General features: G+C 68.7%; 12 protein-coding genes. 4 read left to right on the top strand and 8 right to left on the bottom strand.

Translation table 11 applies throughout. The features are described 5' to 3' along the window. Positions 1-33: 33 nt before the first annotated feature. Complete coding sequence (locus ACFWZ1_RS01145; RefSeq protein ID WP_439665145.1) at positions 34-1,908, bottom strand: MFS transporter; 1,875 nt, start codon at positions 1,906-1,908, stop codon at positions 34-36. Positions 1,909-2,134: 226 nt separating this feature from the next. On the opposite strand from ACFWZ1_RS01145, the gene ACFWZ1_RS01140 reads away from it, so the two are divergent. Then, entirely contained in the window at positions 2,135-2,548 is a 414-nt protein-coding gene (locus ACFWZ1_RS01140; RefSeq protein WP_439665144.1) for a TonB-dependent receptor, read from the top strand. Between the two features lie 57 nt (positions 2,549-2,605). Here the strand turns inward: ACFWZ1_RS01140 and ACFWZ1_RS01135 are convergent, their stop codons facing one another. From ACFWZ1_RS01135 to ACFWZ1_RS01105, 7 genes are all read right to left on the bottom strand, one after another. After that, on the bottom strand, positions 2,606-4,039 hold the full coding sequence (locus tag ACFWZ1_RS01135) for a hypothetical protein (protein WP_439665143.1): 1,434 nt from the start codon (positions 4,037-4,039) through the stop codon (positions 2,606-2,608). 222 nt (positions 4,040-4,261) lie between these two features. Then, positions 4,262-5,548 carry a phosphoribosylamine--glycine ligase gene (purD, locus tag ACFWZ1_RS01130; protein WP_439665142.1) on the bottom strand — a complete coding sequence of 429 codons (1,287 nt, stop codon included), beginning with the start codon at positions 5,546-5,548 and terminating at the stop codon, positions 4,262-4,264. 128 nt (positions 5,549-5,676) lie between these two features. After that, positions 5,677-7,059, bottom strand: a complete 1,383-nt coding sequence (locus ACFWZ1_RS01125) for an AMP-binding protein (protein WP_439665141.1) — start codon at positions 7,057-7,059, stop codon at positions 5,677-5,679. A 135-nt stretch (positions 7,060-7,194) separates the two neighbouring features. After that, positions 7,195-7,767 (bottom strand): L-threonylcarbamoyladenylate synthase, encoded by a 573-nt coding sequence (locus ACFWZ1_RS01120; protein WP_439665140.1) that lies wholly within the window; start codon positions 7,765-7,767, stop codon positions 7,195-7,197. Positions 7,768-7,769: 2 nt separating this feature from the next. Further along, positions 7,770-10,268: a DNA topoisomerase I gene (locus ACFWZ1_RS01115; protein WP_439665139.1), complete on the bottom strand. Its 2,499-nt coding sequence runs from the start codon at positions 10,266-10,268 to the stop codon at positions 7,770-7,772. A 162-nt stretch (positions 10,269-10,430) separates the two neighbouring features. Next, positions 10,431-11,549 (bottom strand): DNA-processing protein DprA, encoded by a 1,119-nt coding sequence (gene dprA, locus ACFWZ1_RS01110; protein ID WP_439665138.1) that lies wholly within the window; start codon positions 11,547-11,549, stop codon positions 10,431-10,433. Positions 11,550-11,630: 81 nt separating this feature from the next. Further along, positions 11,631-12,758, bottom strand: coding sequence for a LysM peptidoglycan-binding domain-containing protein (locus tag ACFWZ1_RS01105; protein ID WP_439665137.1), 1,128 nt, complete (start codon positions 12,756-12,758; stop codon positions 11,631-11,633). Between the two features lie 193 nt (positions 12,759-12,951). Here ACFWZ1_RS01105 and def point away from each other — a divergent pair, with 193 nt between their 5' ends. The 3 genes from def (at position 12,952) to rsmB (ending at position 15,783) form a co-directional block, all read left to right on the top strand. After that, positions 12,952-13,461 (top strand): peptide deformylase, encoded by a 510-nt coding sequence (gene def, locus ACFWZ1_RS01100; protein WP_231322854.1) that lies wholly within the window; start codon positions 12,952-12,954, stop codon positions 13,459-13,461. Beyond that, positions 13,458-14,387: a methionyl-tRNA formyltransferase gene (gene fmt, locus ACFWZ1_RS01095; RefSeq protein WP_439665136.1), complete on the top strand. Its 930-nt coding sequence runs from the start codon at positions 13,458-13,460 to the stop codon at positions 14,385-14,387. Before def ends, fmt begins: the two co-directional genes overlap by 4 nt. Before the next feature lie 100 nt (positions 14,388-14,487). After that, a complete protein-coding gene (rsmB, locus tag ACFWZ1_RS01090; RefSeq protein ID WP_439665135.1) occupies positions 14,488-15,783 on the top strand; it encodes a 16S rRNA (cytosine(967)-C(5))-methyltransferase RsmB in 1,296 nt (431 codons plus the stop codon). The last annotated feature ends 19 nt before the right edge of the window (positions 15,784-15,802 follow it).

The raw sequence follows: 15,802 nt of genomic DNA, 5'->3' as shown, positions 1-15,802 counted from the left end.
AGGGCGGGCTCAAGCCTCGCCCTGCAAGTGCACCTACGCCAGCGTGCCACGCAATTCGCGCACGCGTGCTTCCAGCACATCCAGCCGCAACCGTTCGGATGCGACCGGCGCATCGATCACCAGCTCGACCCGCGCGCGGAATCGCCGCGGCAGGCGCGCGCGTCCCAGCCGGGTGTCGCGCCGGCTCCACACGCTTCCCCACAACCCGCGCAGCGCCATCGGCACCACCGGCACCTGCCGCCGTTCCAGAATGCGCAGCACGCCCGGCCGGAACGCCCCGATCTCGCCATCGCGTGTGAGCCCGCCTTCGGGGAAGATGCACACCACCTCGCCGGCGGCGAGCGCCTGGTCGATCGCCTCGTAAGCCGCCGCCAGCACCGCCGGGTCCTCCTTCTGACCGGCGATCGGGATCGCCCTGGCGGTGCGGAACACGAACCGCAGCAGCGGAATGTTGAATATCCGGTAGTACATGACGAAGCGCGCGGGGCGGCGCAGATTGGCCATCAGCAGCAGCGGGTCCATGAAGCTGACGTGGTTGCACACCAGCAGCGCCGGGCCTTCCTCCGGCACATGGCGCGCACCTTCGACGCGCACGCGGTAGAGCGTGTTCACCAGCACCCAGGTGATGAAGCGCATCGGGAACTCGGGCACCAGCGTGAAGATGTACGCCGCCACCAACACGTTGAGCAGCGCGGCGGCAAGGAACGTCTCCACCGCATCGAAGCCCAGCGCACCCAGGCCCAGCCCGAAACCCGCCGCCAGCACGATCAGCAGTGCGTTGATGATGTTGTTGCCCGCAATCACGCGCGAGAGCTGCTCGCGCGCCGCGCGCGCCTGTACGAAGGCGAACAGCGGCACCACGTAGAAGCCGGCGAACACACCGATCAGGGTGAGGTCTAGCGCCACCCGCCAGCTGCCCGCGCCGTGCAGGAAAGCCAGCCAGTCGAGCCCCTGCACCAGCGCCGCGCCATGCCGCGCGAAGTAAAGGTCCACGCCGAACACGGTCAGTCCGAAGGCGCCCAGCGGCACCAGGCCGATCTCCACGCGTCTGCCGGACATCCGCTCGCACAGCAGCGCGCCCACGCCGGTGCCGATCGAGAACAGGGTCAGGACCAGCGTGTTGACCGAACCGTCGCCACCCAGGGTCTCGCGCGTGTAGTTGGGCAGCTGCGCGATCAGCACCGTGCCGAAAAACCAGAACCAGGAAATGCCCAGCACCGCGTTGAACACCGCGCGGTCGCGCCGCACGATGCCGAGGACGCGCGCGGTTTCGCTCATCGGATTCCAGTTGAACTTCAGATCCGGCGCCGTGGCCGGCGCGGAAGGGATGCGTCGACTGGCGATATAACCGGCCACCGCCACGGCGATGGTCGCGACCGATGCCAGCCATGGCCCGATGCCGGCCACCAGCATCAGCGAATTGCCGGCGATCATGCCGATAAGCATTGCCAGCTGCGTGCCCATCTCGACCAGCCCGTTGCCGCCGACCAGCTCACCGGGCTCGAGCGCCTGCGGCAGGATCGCGTACTTGATCGGCCCGAACGTGGTCGAGTGCAACCCCATCAGGAACAGCACCACCAGCAGCAGGGTGGTGTCGTGCGTGTGGAAGCCGATCGCCGCCAGCGCCATGGCAGCGATCTCGAACAGCTTCACCGCGCGGATGATGCGAGTCTTCTCGTACTTCTCCGCCAGCTGTCCGGCGGTGGCCGAGAACAGGAAGAACGGCAGGATGAACAGCGCCGGCGCGAGGTTGGTGTAGAGCGACACGCTCCTGTCGTCCAGCCCCATCTGGAACGCCACCAGCATCACCAGCGCGTTGCGGAAGGCATTGTCGTTGAACGCGCCCAGCGCCTGCGTCCAGAAGAACGGGGCGAAGCGGCGCTGGCCGAGCAGGTTGAATTGGCTCATGCGGGTTCTGGGCTGGGAGCTGGCGCTAGCCTAGCGTGAAAGCCGGTCTCCGCCCGCCGCCATGGGCGCATCGTTGCGAGGGCGCGTCAATGGGCATACCGTCGGCGGCGGAAGGTGCCGCCGGGGGGCGGACTCGTTGCACTCGCATTACAACGAAACCTTCCACGGCGCTCACGGCGCCCGCCTACCTGGCGCCTGCGTTTCGAGAGGGGAAAACACGATGGACATGAGCCGGAGATATCTGGTGTGGGCGTTGTGCTATGCCGCGATCGGCATGGCTTTGGGCATCTACATGGCCGCATCGCACAACCACGGGCAACTGGTGACGCACGCCCATGTGCTGATGGTCGGCTTCGTGGTTTCGTTGGTCTACGGCATCATCCACCGGCTGTGGCTGGACATGCCCCGACGCGCCCTCGCCATGACCCAGTTCGTGCTGCACCAGGCCGCGGCGGCCGTGCTGCTGGTCGGCCTTTTCCTGCTTTATGGCGGCAAGGCGACCGAAGCGACGCTGGGGCCGTTGCTGGGCATCGGCTCGATCGGCGTGCTGCTGGGCATGCTGCTGATGCTCTACATGGTGGTGCGTCCGGGCACGGCGGCGGCCATCCAGCCGTCGCCGACGGACCAGGCTGCCGCCTGAGCGTACCGGGCCCGCCGGCATCGTTGCTGCAGCACTGGTTGACGAGGACAGCGGTGCTCAGTCAGCGATGCCGGCTTTGCGCAGGTCCCAGGAGCCGTCGTCGTCGATCTTCAGGCACCAGCGGGCGGCGGCTGGGCAGGAGCCGACTACGCGGATGCTGTCCACCGGAAGCTTCAGGCGCCATGCCAGTCCATATTGTCCGAGGGCGTAGAAGCGATGGCTATCGTGGACGGCCACCCACAGGGGAGACCCCACCCTCTGCTGCTCCAGATCGCCCAGTATGCGTTCCGCCCAACGTGCTCGGCCGATGAGTCCGGGATGATCCAGCTGACGTGTTCCCTCGACCGCTGCCCATGAGGAGCACGCGACCAGAGCAAGGATGACAGGCAGTCGTGGATTGCCGATCGCGCAGCGCGCGAGGGCGATCGCGGGCAGTATGGCGGCGATCGCCGCGTAGTACGCATAGCTGTTCCATGAGAGCAGGAAGTACGGGCCATAAGCTGCGCCGGCAAAAAACGCGATGGAAAGCCACTGGCGCGGTCGCAGCAGCGAGCGCCCCTGCCAGAACGCCATGGCGGATGCAGCCAGCATTGGCAGCGCCGTGATCGCGATCCACGCCAGGGCCCGCAAGCGGTCCCCGGTGGCAGCCATACGCACTGCTTCGCGCGGAACACCCGACAGCCAGGCTACAAATGCAACGGCGTTGCGGATCACGTTAGTGCCCAGCGCCAGTTCGTAGGCACTGTCCACGTGGATAGTGAAGTGCGCTCGCAGGACCAGCCAGATTGCAGTGACAGCCGTGCAGGCGAGAATGGTCGCCACCTCGCCTTTTCCCACGCGAAGTTGTCCGGTGAACACCCGGAGGATGACCATCAGGACAACCGTCAACGCAGCCGATTCCTTGCTCAGCAACGCCAGTGTCAGCGTCAGCGGGATGCTTACCAGCAATAGCACCCGACGCAGGCCTTTCGTTTCCGCGGCGACGATCCACGCGGCGAGGGAAAGCGTGGTGAACAGGGTTAGGAAGGAGTTGTTGGCTGCCGCAGCCCAGTGAACCGGAAGCAAATGCATGCCCAAGCCGGCGTAGACCGTTCCGGCAAGCGCCGCAGTCGACTTGGGCGCTGGCCATTTGCATGCGCGGGTGATGACCAAGGCCAGTAAAGCGACCCCCGCGCTGGCCAGCAGGTGAAGGCCCAGGGACACGACGTGGGTGGCAAACGCGTTGTCGTGCAACAGCGCATCGATCAGGCGCCAGTAGCCCTCCTGGGAAAGCGGCCGCCAGAACCTTGGAAAGGACGACGGCACGAAATCCGACCACCAAGGTGCCGACGTGGCGTTTGTCGCATGGGCTATGTAGATGTAGAGGTAATCGTCACCCCAGAACGGGGTGCGCAAAGCCGCCAGCCACATCAGGAGCACGGATGCGCCCAGCAACACCATGCCAATCCGGGCGGTGGATCGTTGGTTATTCGTAGATTTCGCCGTCGTCATGACGCCTGCCCTGCGCCTCCTTTCGATGATTCAAGCGCACAGCCGCGCGATGGAGTATTACCGTCGCTGTGCACACGTTCGGCGTGCCACATCGGACCATGGTTCCAGCAGCAAACACAGCGCACGCGGCTCGAGCGAGATTCCCCAGGCGCGATTGGCGCGCACGCCCGGCAAAGACATCACCGTCGAGGTACGCGCCTGCACCCGGCTAGGACCCGCCCGTCAGGTCCCGCGCCGCAGCGCCCGGTGCGCGATGTCGCGCCTGCAGAACGCGCCGTTGAAATGGATCTTGGAAACCGCCTCGTAGGCGTGTTCACGTGCAGCGGCAAGATCGCTGCCCAGCGCGCAGACGGTCAGCACGCGTCCCCCGGCGGTGGCGGCGCGGCCCTGCTCGTCGAGTTTCGTACCGGCATGGAACACCTTCACCGTGGGCTCGAAGGCGCCATCGAGCCCGCCGATCGGGTCGCCACTGCGCACGCGGCCGGGATAGCCCTCGGCCGCCACCACCACGCCGATCGAGGGACGGCTGTCCCACTGCGCGCGGGTGTGGTGCAGCTCGCCGTCCAGCGCGGCCTCGATCAGCTCGATCAGGTCGGACTTCAGGCGCAGCATGATCGGCTGGGTTTCCGGATCGCCGAAGCGCACGTTGAATTCGATCACCTTGGGCGCGCCGGATTTGTCGATCATCAGGCCCGCATAGAGGAAGCCGATGAACGGCGCGCCCTCGGCGGCCATGCCGCGCAGGGTCGGCTCGATCACTTCCTTGAGGATGCGCTGCTCGACTGCGGCGTTGACCACCGGCGCCGGCGAGTAGGCGCCCATGCCACCGGTGTTCGGGCCGAGGTCGCCCTCGTCGCGGCGCTTGTGGTCCTGGCTGGAGGCCATCGGCAGCGCGTGGCTGCCGTCGCTCATCACGATGTAGCTCGCTTCCTCGCCGTCGAGGAATTCCTCGATCACCACGCGCGCGGAAGCGTTGCCGAAGACGTGGCCACCGAGCATGTCGTGCAGCGCCTGCTCGGCGTCGGCGAGGGTCAGCGCCACGACCACGCCCTTGCCGGCGGCCAGACCGTCGGCCTTGATCACGATCGGCGCACCCTGCTGGCGCACGTAGGCGAGCGCAGCGTCGAGTTCGTTGAACACCGCGTAGCGCGCGGTCGGAATGTTGTGGCGGAGCAGGAAGTCCTTGGCGAAGGCCTTGGAGCCCTCCAGCTGGGCAGCGACCGCACGAGGTCCGAAGATGCGCAGGCCGGCGGCACGGAAGCGGTCGACCACGCCGGCCACCAGCGGCACCTCGGGACCGACCACGGTGAGCTCGACCTTCTCGGCCTTGGCCAGCTTGAGCAGGCCGTCGAGGTCGTTCATCGCCACGTCGGCATTGCGCACGCCACGCTCGCGCGCGGTGCCGGCGTTGCCGGGAGCGACGATCACCTCGCTGACCCGCGGCGACTGCTTGAGCTTCCACGCCAGTGCATGCTCGCGCCCGCCGCTGCCGATCACCAGAACCTTCATGCGCTCTCCGAAGCGTGTCGCGCGCCCCGCGGCGCAGGCGCGCATTGTAGCGGTGCCGGCACGGTGCTTTGGAACGCAGGATGGGCCAAGCGCACCGCCTTGGTGCCGAATGGCGGGCTGAAGGCGCCCTACGGATGCGTGTGGTGGCGGTCGAGCAGCTCCAGCAGCGCCGCGCGCGGCAGCTTGCCGGTCTCGTTGCGCGGCAAGGCAGCGACCTTCAGCAACGGACGCGGCAGGAATACCGGGTCGATCGCCCGGCGCAGGATGTCGAGGATCGCGTGCTCGTCCAGTTCCGGCGCCACCGCCAGCGCGGCGATGCGGTGCACGCCGAGCGTGTCGCCGCCGTCGAGCTGGAACACCACACCGTCCTGGACGCCGGGAATGGCCAGCAGACGGCGGGTCAGGTCACCCAGCGACGCGCGCTTGCCGGCGATTTCCAGCATGTCGGCCTGACGCCCGCGCAGGCGGAAGGCACGGCCGTCCGCCGACAGGCTGACGATGTCGGCCAGCAGCCGCGGTGCGTCCAGCTGTGGCGCGTCCACCTGGGTGCCGTCGGGCTGCGGGTGGAGATGGACGTCCGGATACAGGGTCCAGTCCGCCTCGCGGGTCGTGCGCCGGCTGGCGAACACGCAGGTTTCCGTGGAACCGAACACTTCCAGCAGCGGTGCGCCGAAGCGCTCCTCGGCCGCCTGCGCCAGTTCGGTCGGCATCGGCGCGGTGGCCAACACCATCGCCGACAGCGGCGGCAGCGCGATGCCCGAGTCGACCAGCGCACGAAGGTGAACCGGGGTGGTCACCAGCACGCGCGGCTCGGGCACGTCGGCGAGTGCTGCGGCGACGTCGGCGGGAAAGAACGGCCGTCCCGCGTGCACACCGATGCCGCCCAGCAGCGGCAGCACCACGCTCATCTCCATGCCGTACATGTGTTGCGGCGGCACCGTGGCGATCACCCCGAAGCTGGCGCCGACCGCCACGCGCAGCATCGACAGGTTACCCGCGTTGCTGGCGTGGAAGCTGCGCCAGGTCTTGAGGTTGGCGCTGGGCACCCCGGTGGAACCGGAGGTGTAGCCGATCGCCACCACCTGGTCCGCCGGGATCTGCGGCCAGCTCTCGACCTCCTCCTCCAGCGGCGGGGCCGACAATGCCGGCAACCGGTGGTACCCGACCGGTGCCGGATCGAGCACCTGCTCGCCCAGCGCGTAGCAACCCGGATGCGCCGCCATCACCTCGTCGACCGCCTGCGGGGCGCGCGAGGAAGGCAGCAGGTTGGTCTGGCCGCGCAGCACGATGGCGCAGAAGGCGACCAGGAAGGCGTAGCGGTCTTCGCACAGGTTCACCGCCGCGCCGGCGCCCGGCAACGTGGCGGCGACCTGGCGCACGTGGGCCAGGAACTGCGCCGCGCTGACCGGTGCGCCATCGCGCCATGCCAGCACGCGCGCGGGCGTGTCTGCATGCAGCAGCGCCAGGCGCTGCGGCGCCTCGCGCTGGAACGTGTCGTAAACGATGGCCAAGCCGCTTATCTCCCAGTTCGCCATGCGCCAGACACACACAGCATGGCAACCGGCCGTTGCAAGCCGGCGTGAAGCGCGCGTGTGTTGCTGTCCCGCCGCGGGGCTTCCATCGACCCCGAGGCGCCCCCTGGACGCTCAGGCCCGGATGATAGCGCCGGTGAGGGCATCGCGGATCACCGTGGGACGTTCCTGGCCGCCGAGCGGGGCATCGAGCACGCCATCGAGCGCATCACCGAAGTAATCGAGCACCTGCTGCGCGCTTCGCGCGGGCGGCGAGCCGTGCGGGTTGGCGCTGGTCGATACCAACGCGCCGCCCCAGGCGCGGCACAACGCGGCGGCGGGTGCATGGGCGGTGACGCGCAGGGCGATGCCCGCATGCGCGCCGGCGACCCAGGCCGGCACTTCCGCGGTGCGGGGGAAGATCCACGTGTTCGGCCCGGGCCAGCTGGCCTTCACCTGCGCCATGACGTCGGCCGGCACCCGGGCCCGGTCGATGTAGCGCTCGACCTGGCTGAAGTCGGCGGCGATCAGCAACACGCCCTGGGTGGGCGGTCGCTGCTTGAGCGCGAACAGCCGTTCGAAGGCATCCTGGTCGCGCGGATCGCAGCCCAGGCCGTAGACCGCCTCGGTCGGGTAGGCCAGGACGCCGCCGCGCCGCATCAGCGCGGCGGCAGCGTCGCATTCGGCCAGGGTGAAACACGCCGTCATGGTCAGGCGTCGGTGGTCTTTTTCGCGGCCGCCTTTTTGGTGGCGGCCTTCTTGGCCGTCTTCCTGGCGGGTGCCTTCTTGGCAGCGGTCTTCTTCGCCGGCGCTTTCTTGGCGGCCGCCTTTTTCGGCGCGGCCTTCTTCGCAGCCGGTGCCTTCTTCGCAGCCGCCTGTTTGGTGGCGCTCTTGCGCGCGAAGCGGCCTTTCTTGACCGGCGCGGCCGCCAGCAGCTCCAGGCATTGCGCCTCGGTCAGGTCCTTTGGCTCGGTGTCCTTGGGGATGCGGGCGTTCTTCTCGCCGTCGGTGATGTACGCCCCGTAGCGGCCGTTGAGCACCTGCACGCCATTGCCGAAGTCGGTGATCACGCGGTTGGCGAGCATCTCCAGCTTCTCGCTCACGATCTGCAGCGCGCGCGGCAACTCGATCGTGTACGGATCGTCTTCCGCCTTGAGCGAGGCGTAGGTGCTGCCCTGCTTCACGAACGGGCCGAAGCGACCGATGCCCACGCTCACTTCTTCGCCGCTTTCGGACTGTCCGAGCTGGCGCGGCAGCTTGAACAGTTCCATCGCCTCCTCGAGCGTGATGGTGTGCATGCTCTGGCCGGGGCGCAGGCTCGCGAACTGCAGCTTCTCGTCGGTGTCCTTGTCGCCGATCTGCGCGTACGGCCCGTAGCGGCCAAGGCGCACGGAAACCGGCTTGCCGCTCTTCGGATCGATGCCCAGCTCGCGGGCGCCGGTGGCCTCGCTGCGATCGACCGACTCGGTCTTTTCCTCGACCTGGGTCTTGAACGGTTGCCAGAAGCGCTCCATCAGCGGCACCCACGCTTCCTCGCCGCGACTGACCGCATCCAGCTCGTCCTCGAGCTTGGCGGTGAAGTCGTAGTCGACGTACTGGTTGAAGTGCTGGGTGAGGAACTTGCCCACCGCGCGGCCGACGTCGGTCGGCTTGAAGCGGCGGTTCTCCAGGAACACGTATTCGCGGTTCTGCAGCACCTGGATGATGCTGGCGTAGGTCGACGGTCGGCCGATGCCGTATTCCTCCAGCGCCTTGACCAGGCTGGCTTCGGAATAGCGAGGCGGCGGCTCGGTGAAGTGCTGGTCGGCCAGGATGTCGGAAAGCGCGACCTGCTCGCCCTTGGAAAGGCGCGGCAGGCGGCGGGCTTCGTCATCGTCCTCGGCGCTCTTCTGGTCGCGGCCTTCCTCGTACACCGCGAGGAAGCCCGGATCGACCACGGTGGTGCCGGTGGCGCGGAACGCGGCGGGACCGCCGGCGGCATGGGGCAGATCGAAATCCACCGACACGGTATTGAGCGTCGCGTGGATCATCTGGCAGGCGACGGTGCGCTTCCAGATCAGCTCGTACAGCTTGCGCTGCTCGTCGTTGAGGAACGCGGCGACCTGGCGCGGCGTGCGCATCGCGGAAGTCGGACGGATCGCCTCGTGCGCCTCCTGTGCGTTCTTGGACTTGGTGCGGTAGACCTGTACGCCGTCGGGCAGCGCACCGTTGCCGAAGTCGCGGGCGATCAGCGCGCGCAGCTCGTCGGTCGCCTCGCTGGAGAGCGCCGTGGAGTCGGTACGCATGTAGGTGATCAGGCCGACGTTACCCTCGCTGCCCAGGCCCACGCCCTCGTACAAACCCTGGGCGACCTTCATCGTGCGGCTGGTGGAGAAGCCGAGCTTGCGCGCGGCTTCCTGCTGGAGCGTGGAGGTGGTGAACGGCGGTGCCGGGCGGCGCTTGCGCTCCTTGGAGGTCACCTCGCTGACGGTCAGGCGACCGTGCGCGGCGTCCTTGAGCGCGCCGCGGGCAGCCATCGCATCGGCCTCGTTGGTGAGGTCGAACTGCTCGAACTTCTTTCCGTTGAGTCGGGTCAGGCGCGCGCCGAAGTCACCGTCGGCATGCTTGAGCTTCGCCTCGACGGTCCAGTACTCGCGAGCGACGAAGGCCTCGATCTCCTCCTCGCGCTCGACGATCATGCGCAGCGCCGGACTCTGCACGCGGCCCGCGGAAAGGCCGCGCTGCACCTTGCGCCACAGCACCGGCGAGAGGTTGAAGCCGACCAGGTAGTCCAGCGCGCGGCGCGCCTGCTGGGCGTCGACCATGTCGTACGAAAGGTCGCGCGGCGAGGCCACTGCCGCCTTGATCGCCTTGGGCGTGATCTCGGAGAACACCACCCGGTGCATGCGCTTGCCTTCGGTCAGGCCGCGCTCCTTGAGGATCTCGCTGATGTGCCAGGAGATCGCCTCGCCTTCGCGATCCAAGTCGGTCGCGAGGTAAATGTCGTCGGCCGCCTTGGCCGCCTTGGCGATCGCGTCGACGTGTTTTTCGTTGCGCTCGATGACTTCGTACTTCATCGCGAAGCCGTTGTCCGGATCGACCGCGCCCTCCTTGGGCTTCAGGTCACGCACGTGGCCGTAGGAGGCCAGGACCTGGAAGTCCGTACCGAGGTATTTGTTGATCGTCTTGGCCTTGGCGGGCGACTCGACGATGAGGAGGTTTTTGGCCATGGGGCGGGGGGTTCCGGGAACGTTCCGTGCCGCCGGTCGGCGGGCACACTCTTTATTAGTTGAGCCATGCGCTCGCCGGAACTGTCAAGCCGGATCGCGTGAAACCGCGATGTGGCACCATTTCCCACAGTAGAGCCCGCCCGCGCGATCGGTGCCCGCGGGTCAGGAGACGCACTGGTACCGATTGCCGGGAAGGCTTTCGACCTGGCCATCCAGCTCCAGCATCAGCAGCGTGGAGGACAGCGCGGCCAACGGCAGGCCGGTACGGGTCGCCAGCTCGTCCAGCGTGGCCGGATCGTGGCCTAGGGCCTGACGCAGACGCTGGTGTTCCGGGTCCGCTGGCGACGTCGCGGACGACGCGGCCGCCGGACTCTCGGCCAGCCGTGTCGCCAGTTCCACACCCAGCGCACGTGCCGCCGGCGCCAGCACCTCGATCAGCTCGGCCGGTTCCTCGACCAGCCGCACGCCCTCGCGGATCAACCGGTGACAGCCGCGCGCCAGCGGGTTGTGCACGGAGCCCGGCAGGGCGAACACCTCGCGGCCCTGTTCCCCTGCCAGCCGCGCGGTGATCAGCGACCCGGACTTCAGCCCCGCCTCGATCACCAGCGTGCCTAGCGACAGCCCCGCGATCAGGCGGTTGCGGCGCGGGAAATGGTCCGCACGCGGCGCCGTGCCCGGCGGGAACTCGCTTACCAGGGCGCCCCGGCTCCCGATCGCCTGGGCCAGGGCCTGGTGCTTGCGCGGATAAACGAGGTCGGGGCCGGTGCCGATTACCGCGATGGTCGACGCACCGGCCGCCAGCGCGGCCGCATGCGCGGCGCCATCGACGCCATCGGCCATGCCGCTGGTGACCACGAAACCGGCCTGCGCCAGTGCCGCGGCGAAACGGCGCGCATGCGCCAGCCCCCCGGGTGTGGCGCCACGCGCGCCGACGATGGCGACCTGCGGGTGCAGGAGCAGGGCCGCATCGCCCTCGACGAACAGCGCCGCCGGTGGTTGCGGGATATGTTCGAGCAGCGAGGGAAAGTCCGCGTCAGTGCAGCACAGCAGCCGATGGCCGGGTGCGTCGAGCCAGGCCAGGTCTGCGGCCAGGCGCGCCTCGTCCGGGCGCCTGAGCCACGCGCTGGCGGCCTCGCCCAGGCGGGTGGGCGAACCGCGCAAGTGGGCCAGCACGGCGACGATGTCGCGATCGGCCGCCAGCCGCTCGCGCAGCATGGCCAGGCCAAGGCCGGGGGTGCGCAGCAGGATCAGCCAGGCGCGAAGTGCATCCGTGTCACTCATCCGCCCAGTGTAGGTTTGCACCAACGAAAAAACGGCGCGGCCAAGGCCGCGCCGTCGTGTCGGGCAACACCGAAAAGCTGGTTATTCGGGCATCACGAGGCGATCGCCGCGATGCACCGGGCGCAGGCCGTCCATCACCAGGCCGTAGCTCACGCGATCGAAGGCACGGAACACCATCACGTGTCCGACGAACTCGTCCGGCAGCGTCACGTGTTCGCCGGCGCCGCGGCTCCAGCTGCTGCTGGCCACGTCGTCGTGGACGGTCTCGCCGGGCTGGAAGATCGCGAACGTCTGGCCGTTGTCCACGCCGTCCTTCGCACCGATCGACAAGGCCACCACCTGGCGTGGACCGGCCGCGTCCATCGCATCGGCGAAGGCGATCACGCGTGCGTTGGCCGGCACCGAGCTCGGCGCATGCGGGTAGTAGTACGGATCGTAGGCCGGACCATCCAGCGGCAACACGCGATCGCCACTGCGGATTTCCTGGGTGGAGTCGAGCAGCAACAGCGTGGACGGATCGCCTGCGCGCAGCGTTTCGGCGGTGCCGATCACGCTGACTTCCACGCCCAGGTCCTCACCCCGGCCGTAGTGGCCGTCGTCGCGGAAGTCCTCCTCCCACGGCGAGCTGACCATCGCGACATTGCTGTCCAGCGTGTGGCCGACGATTTCGTTCCCGGCGTCGCTGGCGTCGTCCTGTTCGAAGCCACGGAAAACGTGGCTGGGACGCACGATCGCCCAACGCTGGCCGGGCTCGCCCTTGAGGCCGCGCACGTACAGGTTCTGGCCGACCGCGCCACGCAGCCGGGCCTCTTCGAAGCCGACCACGTAGGGCGCCGAGCTGACCTCGTTGGAGTCCATCACCCGCATGTCCTTGAGGAACAGGCGGAGTTGGTCCAGCGGGATCGCCGGCACCGCCTCGGTCTCGCGGTGCGCGCTCGGCTCGAGCTTCAGCCGCGGCCCGTTGATGAAGGACAGGTTGAGCACGTCGCCCGGGTAGATCAGGTGCGGATTGCGTACCTGCGGGTTGGCCTGCCAGATTTCCGGCCACAACCACGGCTTGGACAGGAACTTGGCCGAAATGTCCCACAGCGTGTCGCCGCGGCGCACGGTGTAGGTGTCGGGGTGATCGGCGCGCAACTGGGCCCCGGCGGCGTACACGGCCACGGTGACCAGCATGCCGGCCAGCAGCCCGATGGACTTCTTGATCATATGCTCAGATTCCCCTACCCCGAGGCTCGGGCGAGTGTAACCGAATGGTGAAGGCCCGCAACCGGGAGCAGTTGGCAAAATCGCCTGCCGCACGGGAGCTTGCCGCCGTACAATGAGGCTCATTCTAGTTTGCGCCGGGGCTTTCGTTACGACGAATTGCCCGCATCTTTTCAGGCGCTCCGAGGTATCGATCATGTCCGTGCTGACCATTCTTGAATTCCCCGACCCCCGGCTGCGCACCCGGGCCGCGCCTGTGACCGTCTTCGACGCCGAGCTCAAGCAGTTCGTCGCCGACATGTTCGAGACCATGTACGAGGCCAACGGCGTGGGCCTGGCCGCGACGCAGGTCAACGTGCACCAGCGCGTGCTGGTCGCCGACATGAGCGATCAGCGCAACCAGCCGCTGGCGCTGATCAACGCCGAAATCGTGGGCAAGGAAGGCACCCAGGTGTATCAGGAGGGCTGCCTGTCCTTCCCCGGCATCTATGCCGACGTCACCCGGGCGCTGAAGGTCACGGTCAGGGCGCGGGACGTCGACGGCAAGGAATTCACCGTGGAGGCCGAGGGCCCGCTGGCGGTGTGCATCCAGCACGAGCTGGACCACCTGGCCGGCAAGGTGTTCGTCGATTACCTCTCGCCGCTCAAGCGCAACATGCTGCTCAAGCGCATGGAAAAGCAGCGCAAGCAGGCGGCGAGCGCTTGAGGATCGTCTTTGCCGGCACGCCGGAGTTTTCCGTCCCCTGCCTGGAAGCCTGCCGCGCCAGCGGCGCGCAGGTGGTGGCCGTCTATACCCAGCCCGACCGGCCCGCCGGCCGCGGCCGCAAGCTCGCTCCCAGCGCGGTGAAGCAGGCGGCGCTGGCGGCCGGGCTGCCGGTCGAACAACCCGAATCACTGAAGTCGGCCCAGGCGCAGGCCACCCTGGCGGCGTATGCGCCCGACCTGATGGTGGTCGTCGCCTACGGCCTCATCCTGCCGCGCAAGGTGCTGGCCATCCCGCGATTGGGCTGTTGGAACGTCCACGCCAGCCTGCTGCCGCGCTGGCGCGGGGCGGCGCCGATCCAGCGCGCGATCCTCGCCGGCGACAGCGAGAGCGGCGTGGACCTGATGCGTATGGAAGCGGGCCTGGACACCGGCCCGGTGCTGCTGGAAAGGCGCACGCCGATCGGCCCGGACGAGACGGGCGGCACGCTGCACGACCGCCTGTCGGCGCTCGGGGCCGAGGTGCTCGCCGAGGGCCTGCGCCGCGCGCTGGACGGCGAAACTTTGATGGCCATGCCACAGCCGGACGAAGGCGTGACCTACGCGCACAAGCTCGACAAGACCGAGGCGAAGCTGGATTTCGCGCGACGGGCACTCGAGCTCGAACGCACCGTGCGCGCGTTCGACCCCTGGCCAGTGGCCGAGGGTGCGATCGCCGGCGAGAGCGTGCGTATCTGGGGCGCGCGGGCCGTTGATCGTGCCCACGACGCCACGCCGGGCGAGGTACTCGCCGCCAGTCGCGATGGCATCGAACTGGCGTGCGGCGAAGGCGCGCTGCGCGTGACCGCGCTGCAGCGCCCCGGTGGCAAGCGCATCACCGCCGCCGACTACCTCAACGCACGCCCCGAACTGCGCGGAGTTCTCAAGTGAACCCGTTGCTGCTTCCCCTCCCCTCCGGCGAGGGGATCGCGGTGAGGAGCGAAGGCTCGCGGGGACGCGCAACGAGCGCGTCGCCTGACGTTCCGTGGCAATGACCGACACCCGCGCCCTCGCCGCCACCGCGCTGGCGGAAATCGCCCTGCGCGGCACCTCGCTGCGCGAGGCGATGGAGCGCCACGCGCCGAAACTCCCCGATCCACGCGACCGCGCCCTGCTGATGGCCCTGCTCAGCGAAGGCGCGCGCTGGTGGCTGCGCTTCGATCCCGCGCTCGACCGCCTGCTGGCCCAGCCGCTGCGCCGCAAGGAGCCGCAGGTACACGCGCTGCTGGTGCTCGGGCTGGTGCAGCTGGAGATCCTCCAGTTGCAGGATTACGCCGCGGTGGCCGCCACCGTCGAGGCCACCCGCGCGCTCAAGCGCCCGCGCCTGGCCGGGCTGGTCAACGCCGTGCTGCGCCGCTGGCAACGCGAGCGCACCGACCTGCTGGCCGCGCTCGACGCCTCGCCGCCGACCCGCCACGCGCATCCGCCCTGGCTGGCCGACGCCATCGCCCGCGATTGGCCCATCCACGCCGAGACGGTGTTGGCAGCCGACAACATCGAACCTCCGCTGATGCTGCGCGCCAACCGTCGGGTCACCACCCGCGAGGCGCTGCTCGAACGGCTGCACCTGGACGGCCAGACCGCGTCGGCGCACCCATGGCTGGTCGATGCCATCATGCTCCCCCACAGTGGGGACATCACCCGGCTTTCCGGCTTCGCTTCAGGCGAATTCGCGGTACAGGACGGCGCCGCCCAGGTTGCCGCCGACCTTCTCGACGCCCGCCCCGGCCAGCGCGTGCTCGATGCCTGCGCCGCGCCCGGCGGCAAGGCCTGCCACGTGCTCGAGCGCAGCGACCTGGCGCTGACCGCGCTGGATTCGGATCCGGTCCGCCTGCGCCGGATCGGCCAGAACCTGGACCGGCTCGGCCTGCACGCCGCGCTCCTGGCCGGCGATGCCGCCGCGCCGGAGGCCTGGTGGGACGGCCAGCCCTACGACCGCATCCTCATCGACGCGCCCTGCTCGGCTACCGGCGTGCTGCGCCGCCGGCCGGACGTACGGCTGCATCGGCGCGAGAGCGACATCCCTACGCTGGCCGCCCTGCAGCAACGCATCCTCGGCGCGCTGTGGCCCCTGCTCAAGCCGGGCGGGAAGCTGGTCTACGCGACCTGCTCGCTGCTGCGCGCGGAAAACGAAGCGGCGGTGCAGTCCCTGCTCGCCACCGCCGCTGACGCGCGCCCACTGCCGTTTGCCTTGCCGACGGGCCAGGCCGCCGCGGTCGGCTGGCAGATCCTGCCCGGCGATGGCGACCTGGACGGCATGTACTATGCCGTCCTCGTAAAGCAGTAACGGCTCAGCACACGGTAAG

This window comes from Frateuria sp. GZRe14 (genome assembly GCF_051900395.1).
GTDB lineage: Bacteria > Pseudomonadota > Gammaproteobacteria > Xanthomonadales > Rhodanobacteraceae > Frateuria_A > Frateuria_A edaphi.
Note: the sequence above shows the minus strand (reverse complement) of the source record. Positions and strands in the feature narration are given on the sequence as shown.

Bases quoted from the DNA above. Each gene is read 5' to 3' on its own strand.
- ACFWZ1_RS01140 (WP_439665144.1), top strand. From the start codon at position 2,135: ATGAGCCGGAGATATCTGGTGTGGGCGTTGTGCTATGCCGCGATCGGC.
- rsmB (WP_439665135.1), top strand. From the start codon at position 14,488: ATGACCGACACCCGCGCCCTCGCCGCCACCGCGCTGGCGGAAATCGCC.
- purD (WP_439665142.1), bottom strand. From the start codon at position 5,548: ATGAAGGTTCTGGTGATCGGCAGCGGCGGGCGCGAGCATGCACTGGCG.
- def (WP_231322854.1), top strand. From the start codon at position 12,952: ATGTCCGTGCTGACCATTCTTGAATTCCCCGACCCCCGGCTGCGCACC.
- ACFWZ1_RS01145 (WP_439665145.1), bottom strand. From the start codon at position 1,908: ATGAGCCAATTCAACCTGCTCGGCCAGCGCCGCTTCGCCCCGTTCTTC.
- dprA (WP_439665138.1), bottom strand. From the start codon at position 11,549: ATGAGTGACACGGATGCACTTCGCGCCTGGCTGATCCTGCTGCGCACC.
- ACFWZ1_RS01135 (WP_439665143.1), bottom strand. From the start codon at position 4,039: ATGACGACGGCGAAATCTACGAATAACCAACGATCCACCGCCCGGATT.
- ACFWZ1_RS01120 (WP_439665140.1), bottom strand. From the start codon at position 7,767: ATGACGGCGTGTTTCACCCTGGCCGAATGCGACGCTGCCGCCGCGCTG.
- ACFWZ1_RS01105 (WP_439665137.1), bottom strand. From the start codon at position 12,758: ATGATCAAGAAGTCCATCGGGCTGCTGGCCGGCATGCTGGTCACCGTG.
- ACFWZ1_RS01115 (WP_439665139.1), bottom strand. From the start codon at position 10,268: ATGGCCAAAAACCTCCTCATCGTCGAGTCGCCCGCCAAGGCCAAGACG.